Raw genomic sequence first — 16,018 nt, 5'->3', positions numbered from 1 at the left:
AGACCCTCGCGACCGCGCCGTCGCGGTTCGATTTAGCCGCCTTGTTCTTGGGCCAACGCCGCGAAGCCGCGCTCCAGGTCGACGATCAGGTCGGCGGTGCTCTCCAGCCCGACGTGCAGGCGCAGCAGCGGGCCTTCCAGGCTCACCGGGATCGAGCGGTTCTTCAGCTGCGGATCGCAGTGGATGGCCAGGCTCTCATAGCCGCCCCACGAGAAGCCCAGGCCGAACAGGTCCAGCGCGTCGAGGAAGGCGTGCACGGCTTTCTGCGAGGCGGGCTTCAGCACCACGCCGAACAGGCCGCAGGCGCCGGTGAAGTCGCGCTTCCACAGGGCGTGCCCCGGATCGCTCTCCAGGGCCGGGTGCAGCACGCGGGCCACCTCGGGCCGATCCTGCAGCCAGCGAGCGATCTTCAGGCCGGCGGCTTCGTGGGCGGGCAGGCGGGTGGCCAGGGTGCGCAGGCCGCGCAGCACGGTGTAGGCGTCGTCGGGCGAGACCGACCAGCCGATGTCCCACATGGCGTCGCCCAGCTGGTTGCCGATCACGTTGTCGGCGGTGGCGGCGCTGCCCATGAACACGTCCGAGTGGCCGCCGACATATTTGGTCAGGGCCTGCACGCTGATGGTCACCCCGTGGGCCAGGGGCTTGAAGTAGAAGCTGGCCGCCCAGGTGTTGTCGATCAAGGTCAGGACGCCGCGGGCGTTGGCGGCGGCGGCGATGGCTGGGATGTCCTGCATCTCGAAGGTCAGCGAGCCGGGGGCTTCCAGCAGGATCATCCGGGTGGCCGGCGTGCACAGGGCCATCAGGGCGTCGGGCGACAGGGCAGGATCGTAGTAGGTGGTCTTGACGCCGAACCGGGTCAGCACGCGGTCGCAGAACCGGCGGGTGGGCTTGTAGGCGCTGTCGACCACCAGGATCTCGTCGCCGGCCTTCAACAGGGCCAGCATGACGCCGGTGATCGCCGCCAGGCCCGACGGATAGAGGGTCACGTCCGGCGAGCCCTCCAGCTCGGCCAGGGCCAGTTGCAGGTTGGCCGGCGAGGACAGGCCCGTGATGCCGTAGGTCAGCTGGTTGTCGTCGTACAGCGAGGCGGCGTTGGGCATCAGCACCGTCGAGCCGCGTTGGACCGGCGGATTGACCGTACGGGCCAGCACCGTGCCGCCCTTGGGCGGGGCGCCGCTGCGGACCAGGCGGGTTTCTTCATCCAGGGGCATGGCGGACTCGGGGGTGAACTCGGGCGACTGCGAAGCCCTTGTCGTTTACGGCGCGGGGGCGAGCCGGTTCAAGGCGAGAAATCTGCGAACCGCTGGAGGTCGGCTGGGGCGCCCAAATGCCTGTTCAATGGCGCGGGTGTCGCGAGCGTCGTCAAAGCCTCCGTGGAACCTGCCGCTGGAACTGGCCGGAACGTCAGCCTCGATATTTTTCAAGCATGGAGATTTCGATCCTAAGCATCTGGACCAAGCTGGGTACGTCTCCGTATTCCACCAGATGCCGTTCGGCAGCGGCCAGAGCCTCCTTGAGACGGGCTAGGTCGCTCGACTCGATCGCTTTCATCGCATCGTCCCAGGAGTGCTGGCTGCTCATGGCTTTTCCTTTGCTCGCGTGACTCGGCCTAGGCCTGGATCGGCGCGGCCGCGCCCGTCGCCACCGGCACGTCCTCGCGGCCGCCCCATTCCGCCCACGAGCCGTCGTAGACGGCCGCCCGAGGTTTGCCGAGCCGGGCCAGGGCCAGGGATACCACGGCGGCGGTGATGCCCGAGCCGCAGGTGGTGGCGATCGGCTTGGCGATGTCGACTCCGGCGGCTTCGAACACGGCGGGCAGCTTGTCGGCCGGCAGCATGGTCCCGTCGGGGGCGAGCAGGGCCGACAGCGGGATGTTGCGCGAGCCGGGGATGTGGCCGCCGCGCAGGCCGGCGCGGGGTTCGGGGTCGCGGCCCTCGAACCGGCCGGCGGCGCGGGCGTCGATCACCTGCTCGCGACCGGTCTCCAGGTTGCGCTTCATCTGGTCGATCGAGCGGACGATGTCGGCCTGGAAGCGCGGGGTGAAGTGGCGTTCCTGCGGGGTGACGGCCAGGTCCTCGACCGGGCGGCCCTCGGCGAGCCACTTGGGCAGGCCGCCGTCCAGCACGACGACGTCCTCGTGGCCCATGGCGCGGAACGCCCACCAGACGCGAGCGGCGGGCAGGATGCCGCTGGTGTCGTAGACCACGATCCGCGAGCCGTCGCCCAGGCCCAGCTTCTTGACCCGCGAGGCGAACTTGATCGGCGAGGGCAGCATGTGCGGCAGGTCGGAGGTCTCGTCCGAGATCTCGTCGATGTCGAAGAACACCGCGCCCGGGATGTGGGCCAGGTCGTATTCGGCCTTCGGATCGCGCTTGGCGGCCGGCATGTGCCACGACCCGTCGACGATGCGGACGTCGGGCGCGTGGAGGTGGTCGGCCAGCCAGGCGGTGGAGACGAGCGGATCGGCAGGGGTCATGCGAAAGCCTTTCGGGGTCTGACTCGCCCCTTCGAGAAGGCGGGCAAGATCACGCGATCGGCGGCGGGGGGCAAGCGGTCAGGGATGCGCCTCTTGGAGGGAGTGCTCCTTGGCCTCCTCGACCATCTTTTCCTGCACGCGCTGTATGACCTCGAGCTTCTTGACGTTCTTGCCCGGGCAGGCGTGGGTGGTGGCCGGGTCCTCGCGGTGCAGGCGCATCGTGGTCGGATCCAGGCCCAGCACGGCCGACAGGGTGGCCATGGCCGCTACGGCGTTGTCGCGGACCAGCGCGCCGCGACCGCTGTCGAACGGATCCTTCTCGTAGTCGCCCAGCATCTCAAGGCCCAGGGCGATGGTGTTCCAGCTGGGCGAGTGGACGCCGGACACCGTCAGCGGCGTGAAGACCCAGATCTGCTTGTCGTCGACGAACAGATGCGGCCCCGCGCTCCATTTTTGCTGGTCGCGATAATAGGCCTCGAGATTGGCGATGTGCTTCGGGGTGAAGCCGTCCGGCCTCTGAGCCAGATTGGGCACGCCGGTGTTATGGAGCGCGATGAACTTCGGCCGCCACGCCGACCACGCCAGAGCTTCGCAATAGGTTTCGAAAGCCTCGGGCGTGAAGCTCTTGCCGACAATACCCTTCCAAGCCATCAGGCCCTCCCGGTTCGACTTCCGTCGATCCTGCACCGGGTGGTTGAATTCTGCAACTTCTAGGTCGGTGAATCGGGCGACGCCCGTATTCCGAGCTTGGCCTTACATCCAGGGCGGGGTCGGCAGACCCTTCTCGGCCAGGAAGGCGGGGTTGAACAGCTTGCTCTGGTAGCGCGAGCCGTGGTCGCACAGGATGGTCACGATGGTATGGCCAGGACCCATGGCCTTGGCCATGCGCACCGCCCCGGCCACGTTGATCCCGGTCGAGCCGCCCAGGCAGAGGCCCTCGTGCTGCACCAGGTCGAAGACCTGCTCCAGCATCTCCTCGTCGCTGACCCGGAAGGGGTAGTCGACGGTCAGGCTCTCGAGATTGGCGGTCACGCGACCCTGGCCGATGCCCTCGCTGATCGAGGTTCCTTCCGATTTCAGCTCGCCCTCGGCGTACCAGCTGTAGAGCGACGCGCCGCCGGGGTCGGCCAGGCCGATCTTCACGTCGGGTTTGCGGGCGCGCAGGGCTGCCGCGACGCCGGCCAGGGTGCCGCCGGAGCCCACCGCGCAGATGAAGCCGTCCACCTTGCCGCTGGTCTGCTCGAAGATCTCGGGCCCGGTGGTCTCGAAGTGGGCCTGGCGGTTGGCGATGTTGTCGAACTGGTTGGCCCAGATCGCGCCGTTGGGTTCCGTCTTAGCCAGCTCCTCGGCCAGGCGGCCGGAATAGCGCACATAGTTGTCGGGGTTGGAGTAGGGGACGGCGTCCACCTCGACCAGCTCGGCGCCGAGCAGGCGGATGGCGTCCTTCTTCTCCTGGCTCTGGGTGCGCGGGATGACGATGGTGGTCTTGTAGCCCAGGGCCGAGGCGACCATGGCCAGGCCGATGCCGGTGTTGCCGGCCGTGCCTTCGACGATCCGGCCGCCGGGACGCAGCAGGCCTCGGGCTTCGGCGTCGCGGATGATGGCCAGGGCCGCGCGGTCCTTAACCGACTGACCGGGGTTCATGAACTCGGCCTTGCCGAGAATCTCGCAGCCGGTGGCGTCGCTGGCGCGGTTGAGGCGGATCAGCGGCGTGTCGCCGATAGCGTCCAGAACGCTGGTCTTCACGGTCATCTCTTCAGTCCGGACGGTCGGGAGGTCGGCATGGTAGATCGTGATGCGCGGCCCGTAAGCAAGGCCAGTTTTCCTGAAGGCGTCGCCCGCGGTTTCAGGGTTTGCGAAGGCGGGCTCTAGTCGATCCGCTGGGTGATGATCACGTTCAGCAGCGCCAGGTTGCCGTTCACGGTGGCCGCTGCGCACCAGGCGCCGTGCAGGCCTTCCACCTCGACCAGATGGTTCTCGATGGCGTCGACCATGATGCCCTCTGCCACGGGGAACGACGCTTCGCCCAGCAGCTGTTCGTCCTCCAGCTCCTTGCACCAGGCGGCGACCGCGTCGGTCGGCGCGTCGGCCTCGAACTGGGTGATGTAGGTGCCGCCGTGGAAATCCAGGACCAGGGTGTAGAGGTTCATCGGGCCGACCTCGGTTACGCAGTCGTGCAGCTTACGCACATCGAAGGTCGGGACGCCCGCTTCCGTTTTCCAGGGCACCGCGCGGTTAAACCCGGGAAAGCCCCAGCTGGATCACGTTGGTGCGTTCGGTGCGGAAGCCGGCTTCGCAGTAGCTGAGATAGAACCGCCACAGCCGGCGGAACCGCTCGTCGAAGCCCAGGCCCTTGATGTCGTCCCAGGCCGCCTCGAACCGTGCGGCCCATTCGGCCAGGGTGTCGGCGTAGTTCTGGCCGAAGCGGTTGACGTCGGTCCAGGCCAGGCCGGCGGCGTCGGTTTCCTGCTTCAGGCGAGCCTCGCTGGGCAGCATGCCGCCCGGGAAGACGTAGCGCTGGATGAAGTCGGTGTGGCTGCGATAGCGGGCGAACAACTCGTCGCGGATGGTGATGATCTGCAGGCCGGCCCGGCCGCCGGGCGACAGCACCTCGCGGATCTTGCCGAAATAGGTCGGCCAGTACTCCTCGCCCACGGCCTCGAACATCTCGATCGAGGCGACGCTGTCGAACTTGCCCTGGACGTCGCGGTAGTCGATCAACCGGATCTCGGCCTTCTCGGCCAGGCCCTGGTCGAACAGGCGCTGCCGGGCGAAGTCGTGCTGGGCCTGGGAGATGGTGACGCCGGTCACCTTGGCGCCGACCTCCTTGGCCGCGAACTCGGCGAAGCCGCCCCAGCCGCAGCCGATCTCCAGCACGTGCTGGCCGGGCTTGAGGTCGATCGACCGGGCCAGGGCCGCGTACTTGGCATGTTGGGCCTGGTCCAGCGGCTGGCTGGGGGCTTCGTACAGGGCCGAGGAATAGGTCATGCTGGGATCGAGCCAGCGCGAATAGAAGGCGTTGCCCAGGTCGTAGTGGGCGTGGATGTTCTTCTTGGAGCCCTGCCGGTCGTTGCGGTGAAGCATGTGGTAGAGGCTGTTGACCGCCTGCATCAGCGGATTGCCGCGCACCAGGGCCGTCAGCCGGTCGAAGTTGCGTGAAAAGGCCTCCAGCACCACCGACAGGTCGGGGGTGTCCCATTCGCCGGCCATGTAGCCCTCGGCGAAGCCGATGTCGCCCGAGGCCAAGGCCCGTCGGATGAACCGGTAGTCGTGGATTCGGATCACCGCGTCCGGACCCGCCGTCTTGCCGACGATGCGCAGCGGCTTTCCGGATGGCAGGACGAAGGTCAGGTTTCCCACCGCCCAGTTCTCCACGGCGACGCGGAGGGCGGTGCGGAAGGCGGCCGGAGCGCGACGCAGTTCCGGATCGCGGGCCGTGGCCGGCCAGGTCGAAGGCAGGATATCGGTCATCGACGCGGTCCCATCCCTAACTTGAGAACCAAAGTAAGAACTCTCGGAACCGAACTGTAAATGGGGCTGCTACCTAAGCGCGTAGAAGATCTATTCTCCCCTGAGGCCGCGATAGGCCTCGAGCGCACGTTCGCGCGCCGCCGCATGCCCCACGATCGGTTCTCCGTAGATACGCTTGGCGGCGGTGGTTAGTTGCGCTGAAGCTTTCCAGGGCTCGTGGATCATGGTGTCGGGCAGGGTCGCCAGCTCGGGGACCCAACGGCGGGCATAGACGCCGGTCGGATCGAACTTCTGGCCCTGGGCGATCGGGTTGAAGATCCGGAAATAGGGCGCCGCATCGGCCCCGCTGCCCGCCACCCACTGCCAGTTGCCGACATTGTTGGCCAGATCGGCGTCGACCAGCGTATCCCAGAACCAGGCCTCGCCTTGCCGCCAGTCGACCAGCAGGTGCTTGACCAGGAACGAGGCGACGATCATCCGCACGCGGTTGTGCATGAAGCCGGTGGCCCATAGCTCGCGCATCCCGGCGTCGACGATCGGATAGCCGGTCTGGCCCCGGCTCCAGGCCTCGAAGGCCGCGTCGTCGCGCATCCACGGAAAACCGTCGAATTCGGGCCGGAAGTTCGCCTTGGGCAGGTCGGGATTGTGGAACAGAATCGAGTGATTGAATTCCCGCCAGCCGATCTCGGACAGGAACTTCTCGACCTGACCGGCGGGCGCGTCGCCGGCCTCGGCGGCGTTGCGGGCGGCGACCCAGACCTGGCGGGGGCCGATCTCGCCGAAGTGCAGGTGCGGCGACAGGCGCGAGGTGGATTCGACGCCCGGTAGGTCGCGCCGGCGGTCGTAGTCCTCCACCGGACCGGAGAGGAAGTCGTCCAGCCGCTCGCGGGCGCCGGTCTCTCCTGGTGTCCACAGATCGAAGCCTCCGGACCAGTCGGGCTTGCTCGGATGCAGGTTCCAGCTCTCCAGCGCCTCGGTGCGCGGCCAGTGCTCCGGTGCGGTCAGGCTTTTGGGCGCTGGCTCGGCGTGGACGTGATGCAGCTGGTCGCGGGCCGCGCGCCAGTAGGGCGTGAAGACCTTGTAGGGCTGGCCCGAACCGTTCTTGACCGTCCAGGGCTCGTTCAGCAGGCCGGCGTTGAAGCTCTCGCAAGCGATCCCTTCGCCCTTCAGCCAGGCCTTGATCGCGCTGTCGCGGTCGATCGACGCGGCGTCGTAGAGCCGGTTCCAGACCACGGCGGCGGGCTGAGCATGGGCGACGACGTCCTCCAGCACCTCGCGGGCCGGACCGCGCCGCAGGACCAGCCGCGAGCCGATCGCCTGCAACGAAGCGGCGAGGGCGGCGAGGGACTTGTCCAGCCACCACAGCGACGCCCCGCCCATCGGCCGCACGCCGGGGGTCTGGTCCTGGATGTACAGCGGGATCACCGGCCGCCTCGAAGCGGCCGCGGCGGCGAGGGCGGGATTGTCGGCCAGGCGCAGGTCGTTGCGCAGCCAGACGATGACAGGGCCGTCTTGGCTTATCTGCATTTGCACCCGCCCAAATCCGAAGCTGCCTGAAACGGCGGTCCCATACGGAAGTTCCTACGCGAGTTCGGCAAAGCTCGCCCCCCCTCCCATGGGGAGAGGGTTTCATCATTATGCCGCTGTGGCATAAGCCATTCCCATGTCCAGACGCGTCATCCTCGTCACCGGCGGCGCCGGCTTCATCGGCTCCAACATCGTGGCCAAGCTGTGCGAGGACGACAGCCTCGACGTGGTGGTCTGCGACTGGCTGGGCGAGGCCGCCGAGAACAAGTGGAAGAACCTCGCCAAGTCGCCGATCGCCGACTTCGTGCCGCCGGAAGATCTGTTCGAGTGGCTGGCCGAGCGTGGCGACGAGGTCGAGCTGGTCATCCACATGGGGGCGATCTCCTCAACCACCGAGCCCGACGCCGACCTGATCGTGGAGTCCAACTTCGTGCTCTCGCGCGATCTGTGGCGGTGGTGCGCCCTGCACAAGCGCCGGCTGATCTACGCCTCGTCGGCGGCCACCTACGGCGACGGCCAGCAGGGTTTCGACGGCAAGGACGACCTGGAGAGCCTCAAGGCCCTGCGCCCGCTGAACGCCTACGGCTGGTCCAAGGCGCTGTTCGACATCTACGCCGTGCGCGAAGCCGCCCGCGGCCACGCCCCGACCCAGTGGGTCGGGCTGAAGTTCTTCAACGTCTACGGCCCCAACGAGGACCACAAGGACGGCATGAAGTCGGTGGTCTGCCAGATCTGGCCCAAGGTGGCGGCGGGCGAGGGCGTGCGCCTGTTCAAGTCGCATCACCCCGACTACGAGGACGGCGGCCAGCTGCGCGACTTCGTCTATGTGCGCGACGTGGCCGACGTGGTCGCCTGGCTGGCCAAGAGCCCGCACGTCAACGGCGTCTACAACCTGGGTTCCGGCAAGGCCCGCTCGTTCAAGGCCCTGGCCGAGGCCACCTTCCGCGCGGTCGGCCGCGAGCCCGACATCGACTATTTCGACATGCCCGAGGTGCTGCGCGGCAAGTACCAGTACTTCACCCAGGCCGACATGAGCCGCCTGCGCGCCGCCGGCTACAACGCGCCGATGACCTCGCTGGAGGACGGCGTCGAGGACTACGTGGCGGGCTTCCTGAACACGGACGACCCGTACCGCTGACGTCAGGTCACACTTGCCGACCCTTTCCGCGAGCGTAAGCTGATCGCCGATAACTCGCCGGGACAGGCGCAGATCGGGAGTGGAACATGGTCGGCATCGCCGCCTGGGGCGCCTATGCGCCGCGCCTTCGGCTCAGCCGCAAGGCGGTGACCGAGGCCAACGCCTGGGTCGCGCCGAACCTGCGGGCCAAGGCCAAGGGCGAGCGGTCGATGACCAACTGGGACGAAGACGCCCTGACCATGGCTGTCGAGGCGGCCCGCGACGCCCTGGGGCCGGACGACGACCGCTCCGCCGTCGACGCCCTCTATTTCGCCTCGACCACGGCGCCGTTCGTCGATCGCCAGAATGCGGGCATCGTCGCCGCCGCCCTGACCCTGGAGAAGGCCGTCGCCTCGGCCGACGTCACCGGCTCGCAGCGCTGCGGCCTGACCGCCCTGGGCCAGGCCCTGGCGGCGGTGCAGGGCGGGGCGTCCAGGCGCGCCCTCGTGACGACCGGCGAGCATCGGCGAGCCCGGGCGGCGTCCAGCCAGGAGCTGGACAACGGCGACGGCGCGGCGGCCTTCGTGGTCACGGCCGATGGCGGGGCGGCGCAGCTCCTGGGCCGAGGCAGCGTCACCGACGACTTCGTCGACCATTTCCGCGGGGCCGACAGCGACTTCGACTACGGCTGGGAGGAGCGTTGGATCCGCGACGAGGGCATCGTCAAGCTGGTCCCGCCGGCCGTCCGCCAGGCTTTGGAGAATTCCGGTCTAAGCGCCGGAGAAGTCACGCATTTCTGCTTTCCGTCCACCTTCTCCGGCATGGCCGCCAGCTTGGCCAAGACCATCGGGATCGCCCCCGAGGCGGTGCGCGACAGCCTGGCTCTGACCCTGGGCGAGGCCGGCTGCGCCCACGGCCCGCTGATGCTGGCCCACGCCTTGGAGCAGGCCAGGCCCGGCGACGTGGTCCTGGTCGCCCAGTTCGGCCAGGGCGCCGAGGCCTTGGTGTTCCGGGTTGGCGACGACATCGAAAAAGCCCGCCCGGAGCGCGGCGTGACCGGTTGCCTGGCCGACCGAAAAGTCGAGGACAACTATCTGAAGTTCCTCACCTTCAACGGCCTGGTCGAATGGGACAAGGGCATGCGGGCCGAGAAGGACAACAAGACGGCCCTGACCACCCTCTACCGCAACCAGGACATGATCCTGGGCCTGGTCGGCGGCCGCTGCCGCGAGACCGGCGTGGTCCAGTTCCCCCGCACCCGCATCTCGGTCGCGCCCAACAATCCCGGAGTCGACACCCAGGAGCCGTACCGCTTCGCCGAGCGCAAGGCCTCGGTCCTCAGCTACTCTGCCGACTACCTGACCTTCTCGATGAGCCCGCCCAACCACTACGGCATGATCGTGTTCGAGGGCGGCGGGCGGATCATGATGGACATCACCGACGTCGAGCAGGGCGAGGTCGACAGCGGCCTGCCGGTCAGGATGGTGTTCCGGATCAAGGACGTCGACGAGAAACGCGGCTTCACCCGCTACTTCTGGAAGGCCGCGCCGGACCGCGCGGCCATGGCCAAGAACACCGCCCTGGCGGCGGAATAGGAGCGCGACCATGGCCAAGGGCATCCGCGACAAGGTCGCCATCCTGGGGATGGGCTGCAGCAAGTTCGGCGAGCGCTGGGACGCTGGGCCCGACGATCTGATGGTCGAGGCCTATGTCGAGGCCATGGCCGACGCCGGCATCGAGCCCAGCCAGTTGGACGCGGCCTGGTTCTCGACCCATGTCGACGAGCTGGGCACGGGCAAGGGCGGCACGCCGCTGTCGATCGCCCTGCGCCTGCCCAACATCGCCGTCACCCGGGTGGAGAACTTCTGCGCCTCGGGCTCGGAGGCCTTCCGGGGCGCGGTCTACGCCGTGGCGGCGGGGGCGGCCGACATCGCCATCGCCGTGGGCGTCGAGAAGCTGAAGGACACCGGCTACGGCGGCCTGCCGGTCGGCAATCCCGGCACCCTGATGCCGCAGATCATCCCCAACGGCTCGGCGCCCGGCAACTTCGCCCAGCTGGCCAGCGCCTACCGCGCCAAGCACGGCGTCTCGCGCGAGGACCTCAAGCGGGCCATCGCCCACGTCTCGGTCAAGAGCCACGCAAACGGCGTAAAAAACCCGAAGGCCCACCTGCGCAAGGCCGTCACCGAGGAGCAGGTGCTGAACGCCCCGATGATCGCCGAGCCCCTGGGCCTGTTCGATTGCTGCGGCGTGTCGGACGGCGCGGCGGCGGCCATCGTCACCACGCCGGAGATCGCCCGCGCCCTGGGCAAGAAGAACCTGACCATGGTCAAGGCCCTGCAGCTGTCGGTCTCCAACGGCTATGAGAGCCAGTACAACGGCTGGGACGGCAGCCACTTCCACACCGCCCGGATCGCGGCCGGCAAGGCCTATCGCGAGGCCGGCATCGAGCGGCCGCGCGAACAGATCTCGATGATGGAGGTGCACGACTGCTTCTCGATCACCGAGCTGGTGACCATGGAGGACCTGTTCATCTCGCCCGAGGGGCAGGGCTGGCGCGACGTGCTGGACGGCTTCTACGACGCCGATGGCGGCCTGCCGTGCCAGATCGACGGGGGCCTGAAGTGCTTCGGCCACCCGATCGGGGCGTCGGGCCTGCGCATGCTCTACGAGATGTATCTGCAGCTCCAGGGTCGGGCCGGCGAGCGTCAGCTGAAGGACCCGGTGTTCGGCATGACCCACAATCTGGGCGGCGCGCCGGCCAGCAACGTCTGCTCGGTGGCGATCATCGGACAGGAAGGCGCATAAGGCTTTGCGCGCCGTCTCGCGCAGCGCGGCGGGTTCGTGTAACCAAGGCCCATGGCCGACCGGTTCAAGGGTTTCAAGCGCTGGATCTTCGCCGGAGCGGTGCTGTTCCTGGCGCTGGTCCTGACGGCGGCGTTCTACTGGCGCTACGACATCCTGCGCACGACGCTGGACCCCAAGGTGCCGTTCCAGACCTACGAGCCGCCGCCGGCTCCGAACTACGCCAATCCCAACGCCTGGGCGTTGCTGCCGCAGCACGGCGCGGCGGGCCGGGGATCGGCCGACGTCTTCTTCGTGCATCCCACCAGCTATGACGGCGGCCGCGACTGGAACGCGCCCTACGACCAGCCCAAGGCCGCGCGGGACATCGCCCGGGTGATGCTGCCCAACTACGCCGCGCCGTTTGCGCGGGCCGGGCGGATCTTCGCCCCGCACTATCGCCAGGCCAGCCTCTACACCTTCCTGACGCTGCGCGACGACGCCCGCGACGCCCGGCGCTTCGCCTATGACGACGTCCGCGACGCCTTCCGCCACTACCTCAAGCACGACAACGGCGGCCGGCCGATCATCCTGGTTGGGGTGGAGCAGGGCGGCATTCTCGCCGACCGTCTGCTGGACGAGGAGATCGTGCCGAACGCGGCGCTGCGCGGCCGCCTGGCCGGCGTCTATCTGATCGAGACGGTGGTGCCCGCCGACGAGTTCGGCCCCGGCGCGCCCGTACCGGCCTGTGCAAGCCGCAACGAGGCCAGCTGCGTCGTCGCCTGGGCGTCGCTGACGGACGGCGATTTCCAGCGCGCGCAGGAGCTGACCAGCCGGTCGCTGGTCTGGAACGCGGGCGGCGAGTTGGTGACGATGGACGGCCGTCCGCCGCTTTGCGTCAACCCGCTGCTGGGGGCTCGCGACGAGACCCGCGCCCTGGCCAAGCTGAACCTCGGCGCGGTCAACGCCACGGGCCTGGAGTGGGGCTCGCGACCGGCCCTGCTCAAGCGCCAGGTCTGGGCCCAGTGCGAGAACGGCCTGCTGCACACCGGCCGCCCGAAATCGACCTCGCTGCGCGACAGCGGCTCGTGGACCGACCGCCGCAAGGTCGACGGCTTCAACCTGTTCTGGGCCGACATCGAGGCCGACGCCCTGGCGCGGGTGGCGGCGCTAAAGGCGCGCGGGGCCGTTCAGCTCGACAGCGCCGCCAAGCCCCAATAAGTCGGCTGGTCGATCGCGATCTGATCCACCACGGCGGCTTTCAAGTGGGCCAGAACCGCCGGATCCAACGGGGCCAGGCGGCCGTCCGCCAGCCGGACGCAGAGTTCGGCGTTCAGCATCTCGAAGTCGCCGTCCAGGTCGAGCAGGGCGCGTAGTCGTTCGAGCGCCGCCGCTTCCGCCGCCGGTCCCAGCGCCGTTTCGCGTTCCAGCGTCGCGCGGGCGTTGTCGGCGACCCGGGCGATGAAGGCGGCGCGGGCGTCGCCTGGCGGCCCGGCTTCGACGGCGGCCAGGGCCTCGTTCAGTTCGGCGGCGGTCGGGTGGGTGATCATGCGGCGCGCTCCATCAGCAGCACCAGGTCGATCTCGGTCTCGCTGGCCCGCCGGCCGATCATCGCCCGCTCGATGGAACGGTCCGCGCCGCTGGCGAAGCTCAGGTACATCATCAGGCACATGACGCCCCATTTCAGCGAGCCAAGGGCCTGCCAGAACAGCAGCCGGTCCAGCGACACCGGCGCCCTGCAGGCCGCCGCGTGGCCGTCCAGCAGGGCCTGGTAGTCGCCGAACCCGCCGACGGGCCGGCGCCACTCGCCGAACCGCCAGGAATTGACGCAGATCCAGCCCAGGTCCTCGGCCGGGTCGCCCAGATGGGCCAGCTCCCAGTCCAGCACGCCGACGAGCCCCTTCGCGGGGTCGATCATCAGGTTGCCGTTGCGAAAATCGCCGTGGACCAGCACCGGCCGCTCCAGCGGCGGGGCGCGGTCGGCCAACCAGCGGAAGGCCGCTTCGAACACCGGCCGCTGGGCGCCCGACTGGCGATAGACCTCTTCGTAGCGCGCCAGTTCGCTGGCCGCGTCGGAGGCGGCCAAAGGCGGCAAACCATTCAGCGGCGTGGCGTGGATCGTCGCCAGCACCTCGCCGCACCGCCGCGCCAGGCCCGGGCGGACGCCGGCGAAGGCCTCGTCGCGGACGATGCGCTTGCCCAGGGTCTCGCCCTCCAGCCGGCGCATGACATAGGCCTCGCCCAGGCCGTCGGCGGGCTCGCACACCCGGACCACCTCCGGCACGGGCGCGCCCCTCGGGGCGACGGCGGCCTGCAGGGCGGCTTCGGTCGAGAGCGGCAGGGCCGCGGCGCTCATCGACCCGCTCGGCGGCCGTCGGCGCAGGATCAGCGGCGTCCCGTCGTCCAGGTCGAAGGCCCAGGTCTCCTGGCTGGCCCCGCCCGACAGCCGGCGGGCGTTCACCGCCGTCGTCGCGCCGGGCGACAGGCGCGGGGCCAGGGCGGAAAGGGCGGCGGGCACATCCATGTCGCCAGCCTCCTTCGCCTCACCCAGCGTCATTCAAGGGAGAAGCGGCCTTCCAGTCGAACAGCTCCTGCAGCATCCGCACCACCTGGCCGCGCGGGCTGGTCAGATCCGGGTCGCGGGCCAGGATCAGCCGGGCGTCGTCGGCGGCCACGGCGATCAGGTCGCGGTGGGCGACGGGATCGGCCAGCTTGTAGGCCGGGAAGCCGCTCTGCTTGAGGCCCAGCGGATCGCCGCCGCCGCGCAGCTCCAGGTCCTTCTCGGCGATCTCGAAACCGTCGTCGCTGCGACGCAGGATGTCCAGCCGCTGCTGGGCGGTCTCCGACAGCGGCGGGTCGTAGAGCAGGACGCAGGAGCTCTCGCGCGCCCCGCGACCCACACGGCCGCGCAGCTGGTGAAGCTGGGCCAGGCCGAAGCGGTCGGCGTGCTCGATGACCATGATGCTGGCGTTGGGCACGTTGACCCCGACCTCGACCACGGTGGTGGCGACCAGCACGCTGACCTCGCCGTCGACGAAGGCCTGCATGACCGCGTCCTTCTCGGCGGCGGGCATCTGGCCGTGGACCAGGCCGACGCTGGGGCCGATGGCCTGGCGCAGGGAGGCGGCGCGCTGCTCGGCGTCCCGCAGGTCGATCTTCTCGGACTCCGAGACCAGCGGACAGATCCAGAAGGCCTGGGCCCCGGCCTGGGCGGCGGCCTTAAGTCGTTCGATGATCTCCGGGATGCGCGGCGTCGGCGCGGCGCGGGTGGCGACCGGCGTGCGGCCCGGCGGCTTCTCGTCGATCCGCGAGACGTCCAGGTCGCCGAACACGGTCAGCTCCAGGGTGCGCGGGATCGGCGTGGCCGACATGGCGACCAGGTGTGCGCCCTCACCCTTGTCCTGCAGCCGCTTACGTTCGTTGACCCCGAAACGGTGCTGTTCGTCGATGATCGTCAGGCCCAGCGCCTTGAACGCCACGTCGTCCTGGAACAGGGCGTGGGTGCCCACGGCCACGGCGGCCGAGCCGTCGGCCAGCTTGGCCAGCTTGGAGGCCCGGGCCGAGCCCTTGTCGCGGCCGGTCAGCAGGATCACCGCCAGGCCTTGGGCCTCCAGCGGCGGGGCCAGGGTCTCGTAGTGCTGGCGGGCCAGGATCTCGGTCGGGGCCATCAGGGCCGACTGCAGCCCGCTGGCGGCCGCGTCGGCCATGGCCAGCATGGCCACCACCGTCTTGCCCGAGCCGACGTCGCCCTGCAGCAGCCGGCCCATCCGCTCGCCGCTGGCCATGTCGCCGCGCACCTCGGACAGGGCGCGGATCTGGGCGCCGGTCAGCTTGAAGGGCAGGGCCTTCTCGACGGCGTCCGACAACGGGCCGGCGTGGATGCGCGGGGCGGGGTGCGAGCGCTTGCCGGCCTTGCGCTGGGCCAGGGCCAACTGGTGGGCCAGAAGCTCGTCATAGGCCAGGCGGCGGCGGGCCACCGACATCGGCGACAGGTCGATCTCGGTCTGCGGGTTGTGCAGCAGCGCCAGGGCCTCGCGCCAGGCCGGAAAGCCTTCGCGGGTCAGCCAGGCTGGGTCCTGCCATTCGGGTAGGCTGGCGGCCCGCTCCAGGGCCTCCTGGGCGAACTTGCGGAAGGTGCGCGAGGGCAGGCCGGCCGTGGCCGGATAGACCGGCTCGACCGGCGGGATGTCGGCCGCCTTGTCGGCGTCGATCAGGTAGTCGGGGTGAGCGACCTGGATTTCGCTGCCGTAGCGCTCGACCTTGCCGCTGACGGCCCGCCTGGCGCCGACCGGATGCTGGCGCTCCAGATGCGGCCCGTGGCCCTTGAACCAGGTCAGGGTGACGAAGCCGTGCTCGTCCCAGGCGCGGATCCGCCAGGGCTGGCCCGAGCGCTGCGGCGGCAGGTGGGCGTCGATGGTCACCAGGAACGTCTGGACCTGGCCGTCGACCGCGCGGTCCGAGGTGGTGGCCGTGCGGCGGATCAGGCTGGTGGGCGGCGTGAACAGCACGTCGCGGACGATCGGCCCCGCCAGGCGCTCGACCAGCGGCGCGACGCGCGGCCCCACACCTTTCAGCGTGGAGACCGGCGTGAACAGCGGAAAGAGAATCTCGGGGCGCATGCTGGCGCCACCATAGCGAAGCCT

Annotated in this window: 15 protein-coding genes; 4 read left to right on the top strand and 11 right to left on the bottom strand. The window is 69.3% G+C overall.

Features of this window, described 5'->3' with window-relative positions; translation table 11 throughout:
* Nucleotides 1-32: 32 nt before the first annotated feature.
* The 8 genes from metC to AC1DYP_RS07800 all read right to left on the bottom strand — a co-directional run bounded on the left by metC (nt 33) and on the right by AC1DYP_RS07800 (nt 7,474).
* Nucleotides 33-1,205, bottom strand: a complete 1,173-nt coding sequence (metC, locus tag AC1DYP_RS07835; protein ID WP_477045988.1) for a cystathionine beta-lyase — start codon at nt 1,203-1,205, stop codon at nt 33-35.
* Nucleotides 1,206-1,404: 199 nt separating this feature from the next.
* Nucleotides 1,405-1,581: a DUF1843 domain-containing protein gene (locus tag AC1DYP_RS07830; RefSeq protein WP_477045859.1), complete on the bottom strand. Its 177-nt coding sequence runs from the start codon at nt 1,579-1,581 to the stop codon at nt 1,405-1,407.
* 28 nt (nt 1,582-1,609) lie between these two features.
* Nucleotides 1,610-2,476 carry a 3-mercaptopyruvate sulfurtransferase gene (gene sseA / locus AC1DYP_RS07825; protein WP_477045858.1) on the bottom strand — a complete coding sequence of 289 codons (867 nt, stop codon included), beginning with the start codon at nt 2,474-2,476 and terminating at the stop codon, nt 1,610-1,612.
* 78 nt (nt 2,477-2,554) lie between these two features.
* The gene (locus AC1DYP_RS07820; protein ID WP_477045857.1) at nt 2,555-3,127 is read right to left on the bottom strand and encodes an N-acetylmuramoyl-L-alanine amidase; all 573 of its coding nucleotides are present in this window, start codon (nt 3,125-3,127) and stop codon (nt 2,555-2,557) included.
* Between the two features lie 102 nt (nt 3,128-3,229).
* Nucleotides 3,230-4,228 (bottom strand): cysteine synthase A, encoded by a 999-nt coding sequence (locus AC1DYP_RS07815; RefSeq protein WP_477045856.1) that lies wholly within the window; start codon nt 4,226-4,228, stop codon nt 3,230-3,232.
* A gap of 116 nt (nt 4,229-4,344) precedes the next feature.
* Nucleotides 4,345-4,665, bottom strand: a complete 321-nt coding sequence (locus tag AC1DYP_RS07810; protein WP_477034835.1) for a hypothetical protein — start codon at nt 4,663-4,665, stop codon at nt 4,345-4,347.
* Nucleotides 4,666-4,711: 46 nt separating this feature from the next.
* On the bottom strand, nt 4,712-5,947 hold the full coding sequence (locus tag AC1DYP_RS07805) for a class I SAM-dependent methyltransferase (protein WP_477034836.1): 1,236 nt from the start codon (nt 5,945-5,947) through the stop codon (nt 4,712-4,714).
* Nucleotides 5,948-6,037: 90 nt separating this feature from the next.
* On the bottom strand, nt 6,038-7,474 hold the full coding sequence (locus tag AC1DYP_RS07800) for a cryptochrome/photolyase family protein (RefSeq protein WP_477045855.1): 1,437 nt from the start codon (nt 7,472-7,474) through the stop codon (nt 6,038-6,040).
* 136 nt (nt 7,475-7,610) lie between these two features.
* Between AC1DYP_RS07800 and rfaD the strand changes: the two genes are divergently transcribed.
* The 4 genes from rfaD to AC1DYP_RS07780 all read left to right on the top strand — a co-directional run bounded on the left by rfaD (nt 7,611) and on the right by AC1DYP_RS07780 (nt 12,596).
* On the top strand, nt 7,611-8,612 hold the full coding sequence (gene rfaD, locus AC1DYP_RS07795; protein WP_477045854.1) for an ADP-glyceromanno-heptose 6-epimerase: 1,002 nt from the start codon (nt 7,611-7,613) through the stop codon (nt 8,610-8,612).
* An 86-nt stretch (nt 8,613-8,698) separates the two neighbouring features.
* The gene (locus AC1DYP_RS07790; protein WP_477045853.1) at nt 8,699-10,186 is read left to right on the top strand and encodes a hydroxymethylglutaryl-CoA synthase family protein; all 1,488 of its coding nucleotides are present in this window, start codon (nt 8,699-8,701) and stop codon (nt 10,184-10,186) included.
* Nucleotides 10,187-10,196: 10 nt separating this feature from the next.
* Complete coding sequence (locus AC1DYP_RS07785; protein WP_477045852.1) at nt 10,197-11,399, top strand: acetyl-CoA acetyltransferase; 1,203 nt, start codon at nt 10,197-10,199, stop codon at nt 11,397-11,399.
* A 51-nt stretch (nt 11,400-11,450) separates the two neighbouring features.
* Nucleotides 11,451-12,596: a DUF3089 domain-containing protein gene (locus AC1DYP_RS07780; protein WP_477045851.1), complete on the top strand. Its 1,146-nt coding sequence runs from the start codon at nt 11,451-11,453 to the stop codon at nt 12,594-12,596.
* Here AC1DYP_RS07780 and AC1DYP_RS07775 read toward each other — a convergent pair.
* The 3 genes from AC1DYP_RS07775 to recG are packed head-to-tail and all read right to left on the bottom strand — an operon-like array spanning nt 12,566 to nt 15,994.
* Complete coding sequence (locus AC1DYP_RS07775) at nt 12,566-12,925, bottom strand: DUF6285 domain-containing protein (protein WP_477045850.1); 360 nt, start codon at nt 12,923-12,925, stop codon at nt 12,566-12,568. The genes AC1DYP_RS07780 and AC1DYP_RS07775 overlap by 31 nt on opposite strands.
* On the bottom strand, nt 12,922-13,899 hold the full coding sequence (locus tag AC1DYP_RS07770; protein ID WP_477045849.1) for a phosphotransferase family protein: 978 nt from the start codon (nt 13,897-13,899) through the stop codon (nt 12,922-12,924). The genes AC1DYP_RS07775 and AC1DYP_RS07770 overlap by 4 nt, the downstream gene beginning before the upstream one ends.
* 19 nt (nt 13,900-13,918) lie before the next feature.
* Nucleotides 13,919-15,994 (bottom strand): ATP-dependent DNA helicase RecG, encoded by a 2,076-nt coding sequence (recG, locus tag AC1DYP_RS07765; protein ID WP_477045848.1) that lies wholly within the window; start codon nt 15,992-15,994, stop codon nt 13,919-13,921.
* Between the last annotated feature and the right edge of the window lie 24 nt (nt 15,995-16,018).

The sequence above is a fragment of the Caulobacter sp. P1_D6 genome (genome assembly GCF_056406095.1).
Note: the sequence above shows the minus strand (reverse complement) of the source record. Positions and strands in the feature narration are given on the sequence as shown.

Excerpts from the sequence above, each read along its gene's own strand:
- AC1DYP_RS07770 (WP_477045849.1), bottom strand. The coding sequence starts at position 13,899 with ATGGATGTGCCCGCCGCCCTTTCCGCCCTGGCCCCGCGCCTGTCGCCC.
- sseA (WP_477045858.1), bottom strand. The coding sequence starts at position 2,476 with ATGACCCCTGCCGATCCGCTCGTCTCCACCGCCTGGCTGGCCGACCAC.
- AC1DYP_RS07780 (WP_477045851.1), top strand. The coding sequence starts at position 11,451 with ATGGCCGACCGGTTCAAGGGTTTCAAGCGCTGGATCTTCGCCGGAGCG.
- AC1DYP_RS07830 (WP_477045859.1), bottom strand. The coding sequence starts at position 1,581 with ATGAGCAGCCAGCACTCCTGGGACGATGCGATGAAAGCGATCGAGTCG.
- AC1DYP_RS07790 (WP_477045853.1), top strand. The coding sequence starts at position 8,699 with ATGGTCGGCATCGCCGCCTGGGGCGCCTATGCGCCGCGCCTTCGGCTC.
- recG (WP_477045848.1), bottom strand. The coding sequence starts at position 15,994 with ATGCGCCCCGAGATTCTCTTTCCGCTGTTCACGCCGGTCTCCACGCTG.
- AC1DYP_RS07775 (WP_477045850.1), bottom strand. The coding sequence starts at position 12,925 with ATGATCACCCACCCGACCGCCGCCGAACTGAACGAGGCCCTGGCCGCC.
- AC1DYP_RS07785 (WP_477045852.1), top strand. The coding sequence starts at position 10,197 with ATGGCCAAGGGCATCCGCGACAAGGTCGCCATCCTGGGGATGGGCTGC.
- AC1DYP_RS07800 (WP_477045855.1), bottom strand. The coding sequence starts at position 7,474 with ATGCAGATAAGCCAAGACGGCCCTGTCATCGTCTGGCTGCGCAACGAC.
- AC1DYP_RS07815 (WP_477045856.1), bottom strand. The coding sequence starts at position 4,228 with ATGACCGTGAAGACCAGCGTTCTGGACGCTATCGGCGACACGCCGCTG.
- AC1DYP_RS07805 (WP_477034836.1), bottom strand. The coding sequence starts at position 5,947 with ATGACCGATATCCTGCCTTCGACCTGGCCGGCCACGGCCCGCGATCCG.
- AC1DYP_RS07820 (WP_477045857.1), bottom strand. The coding sequence starts at position 3,127 with ATGGCTTGGAAGGGTATTGTCGGCAAGAGCTTCACGCCCGAGGCTTTC.
- rfaD (WP_477045854.1), top strand. The coding sequence starts at position 7,611 with ATGTCCAGACGCGTCATCCTCGTCACCGGCGGCGCCGGCTTCATCGGC.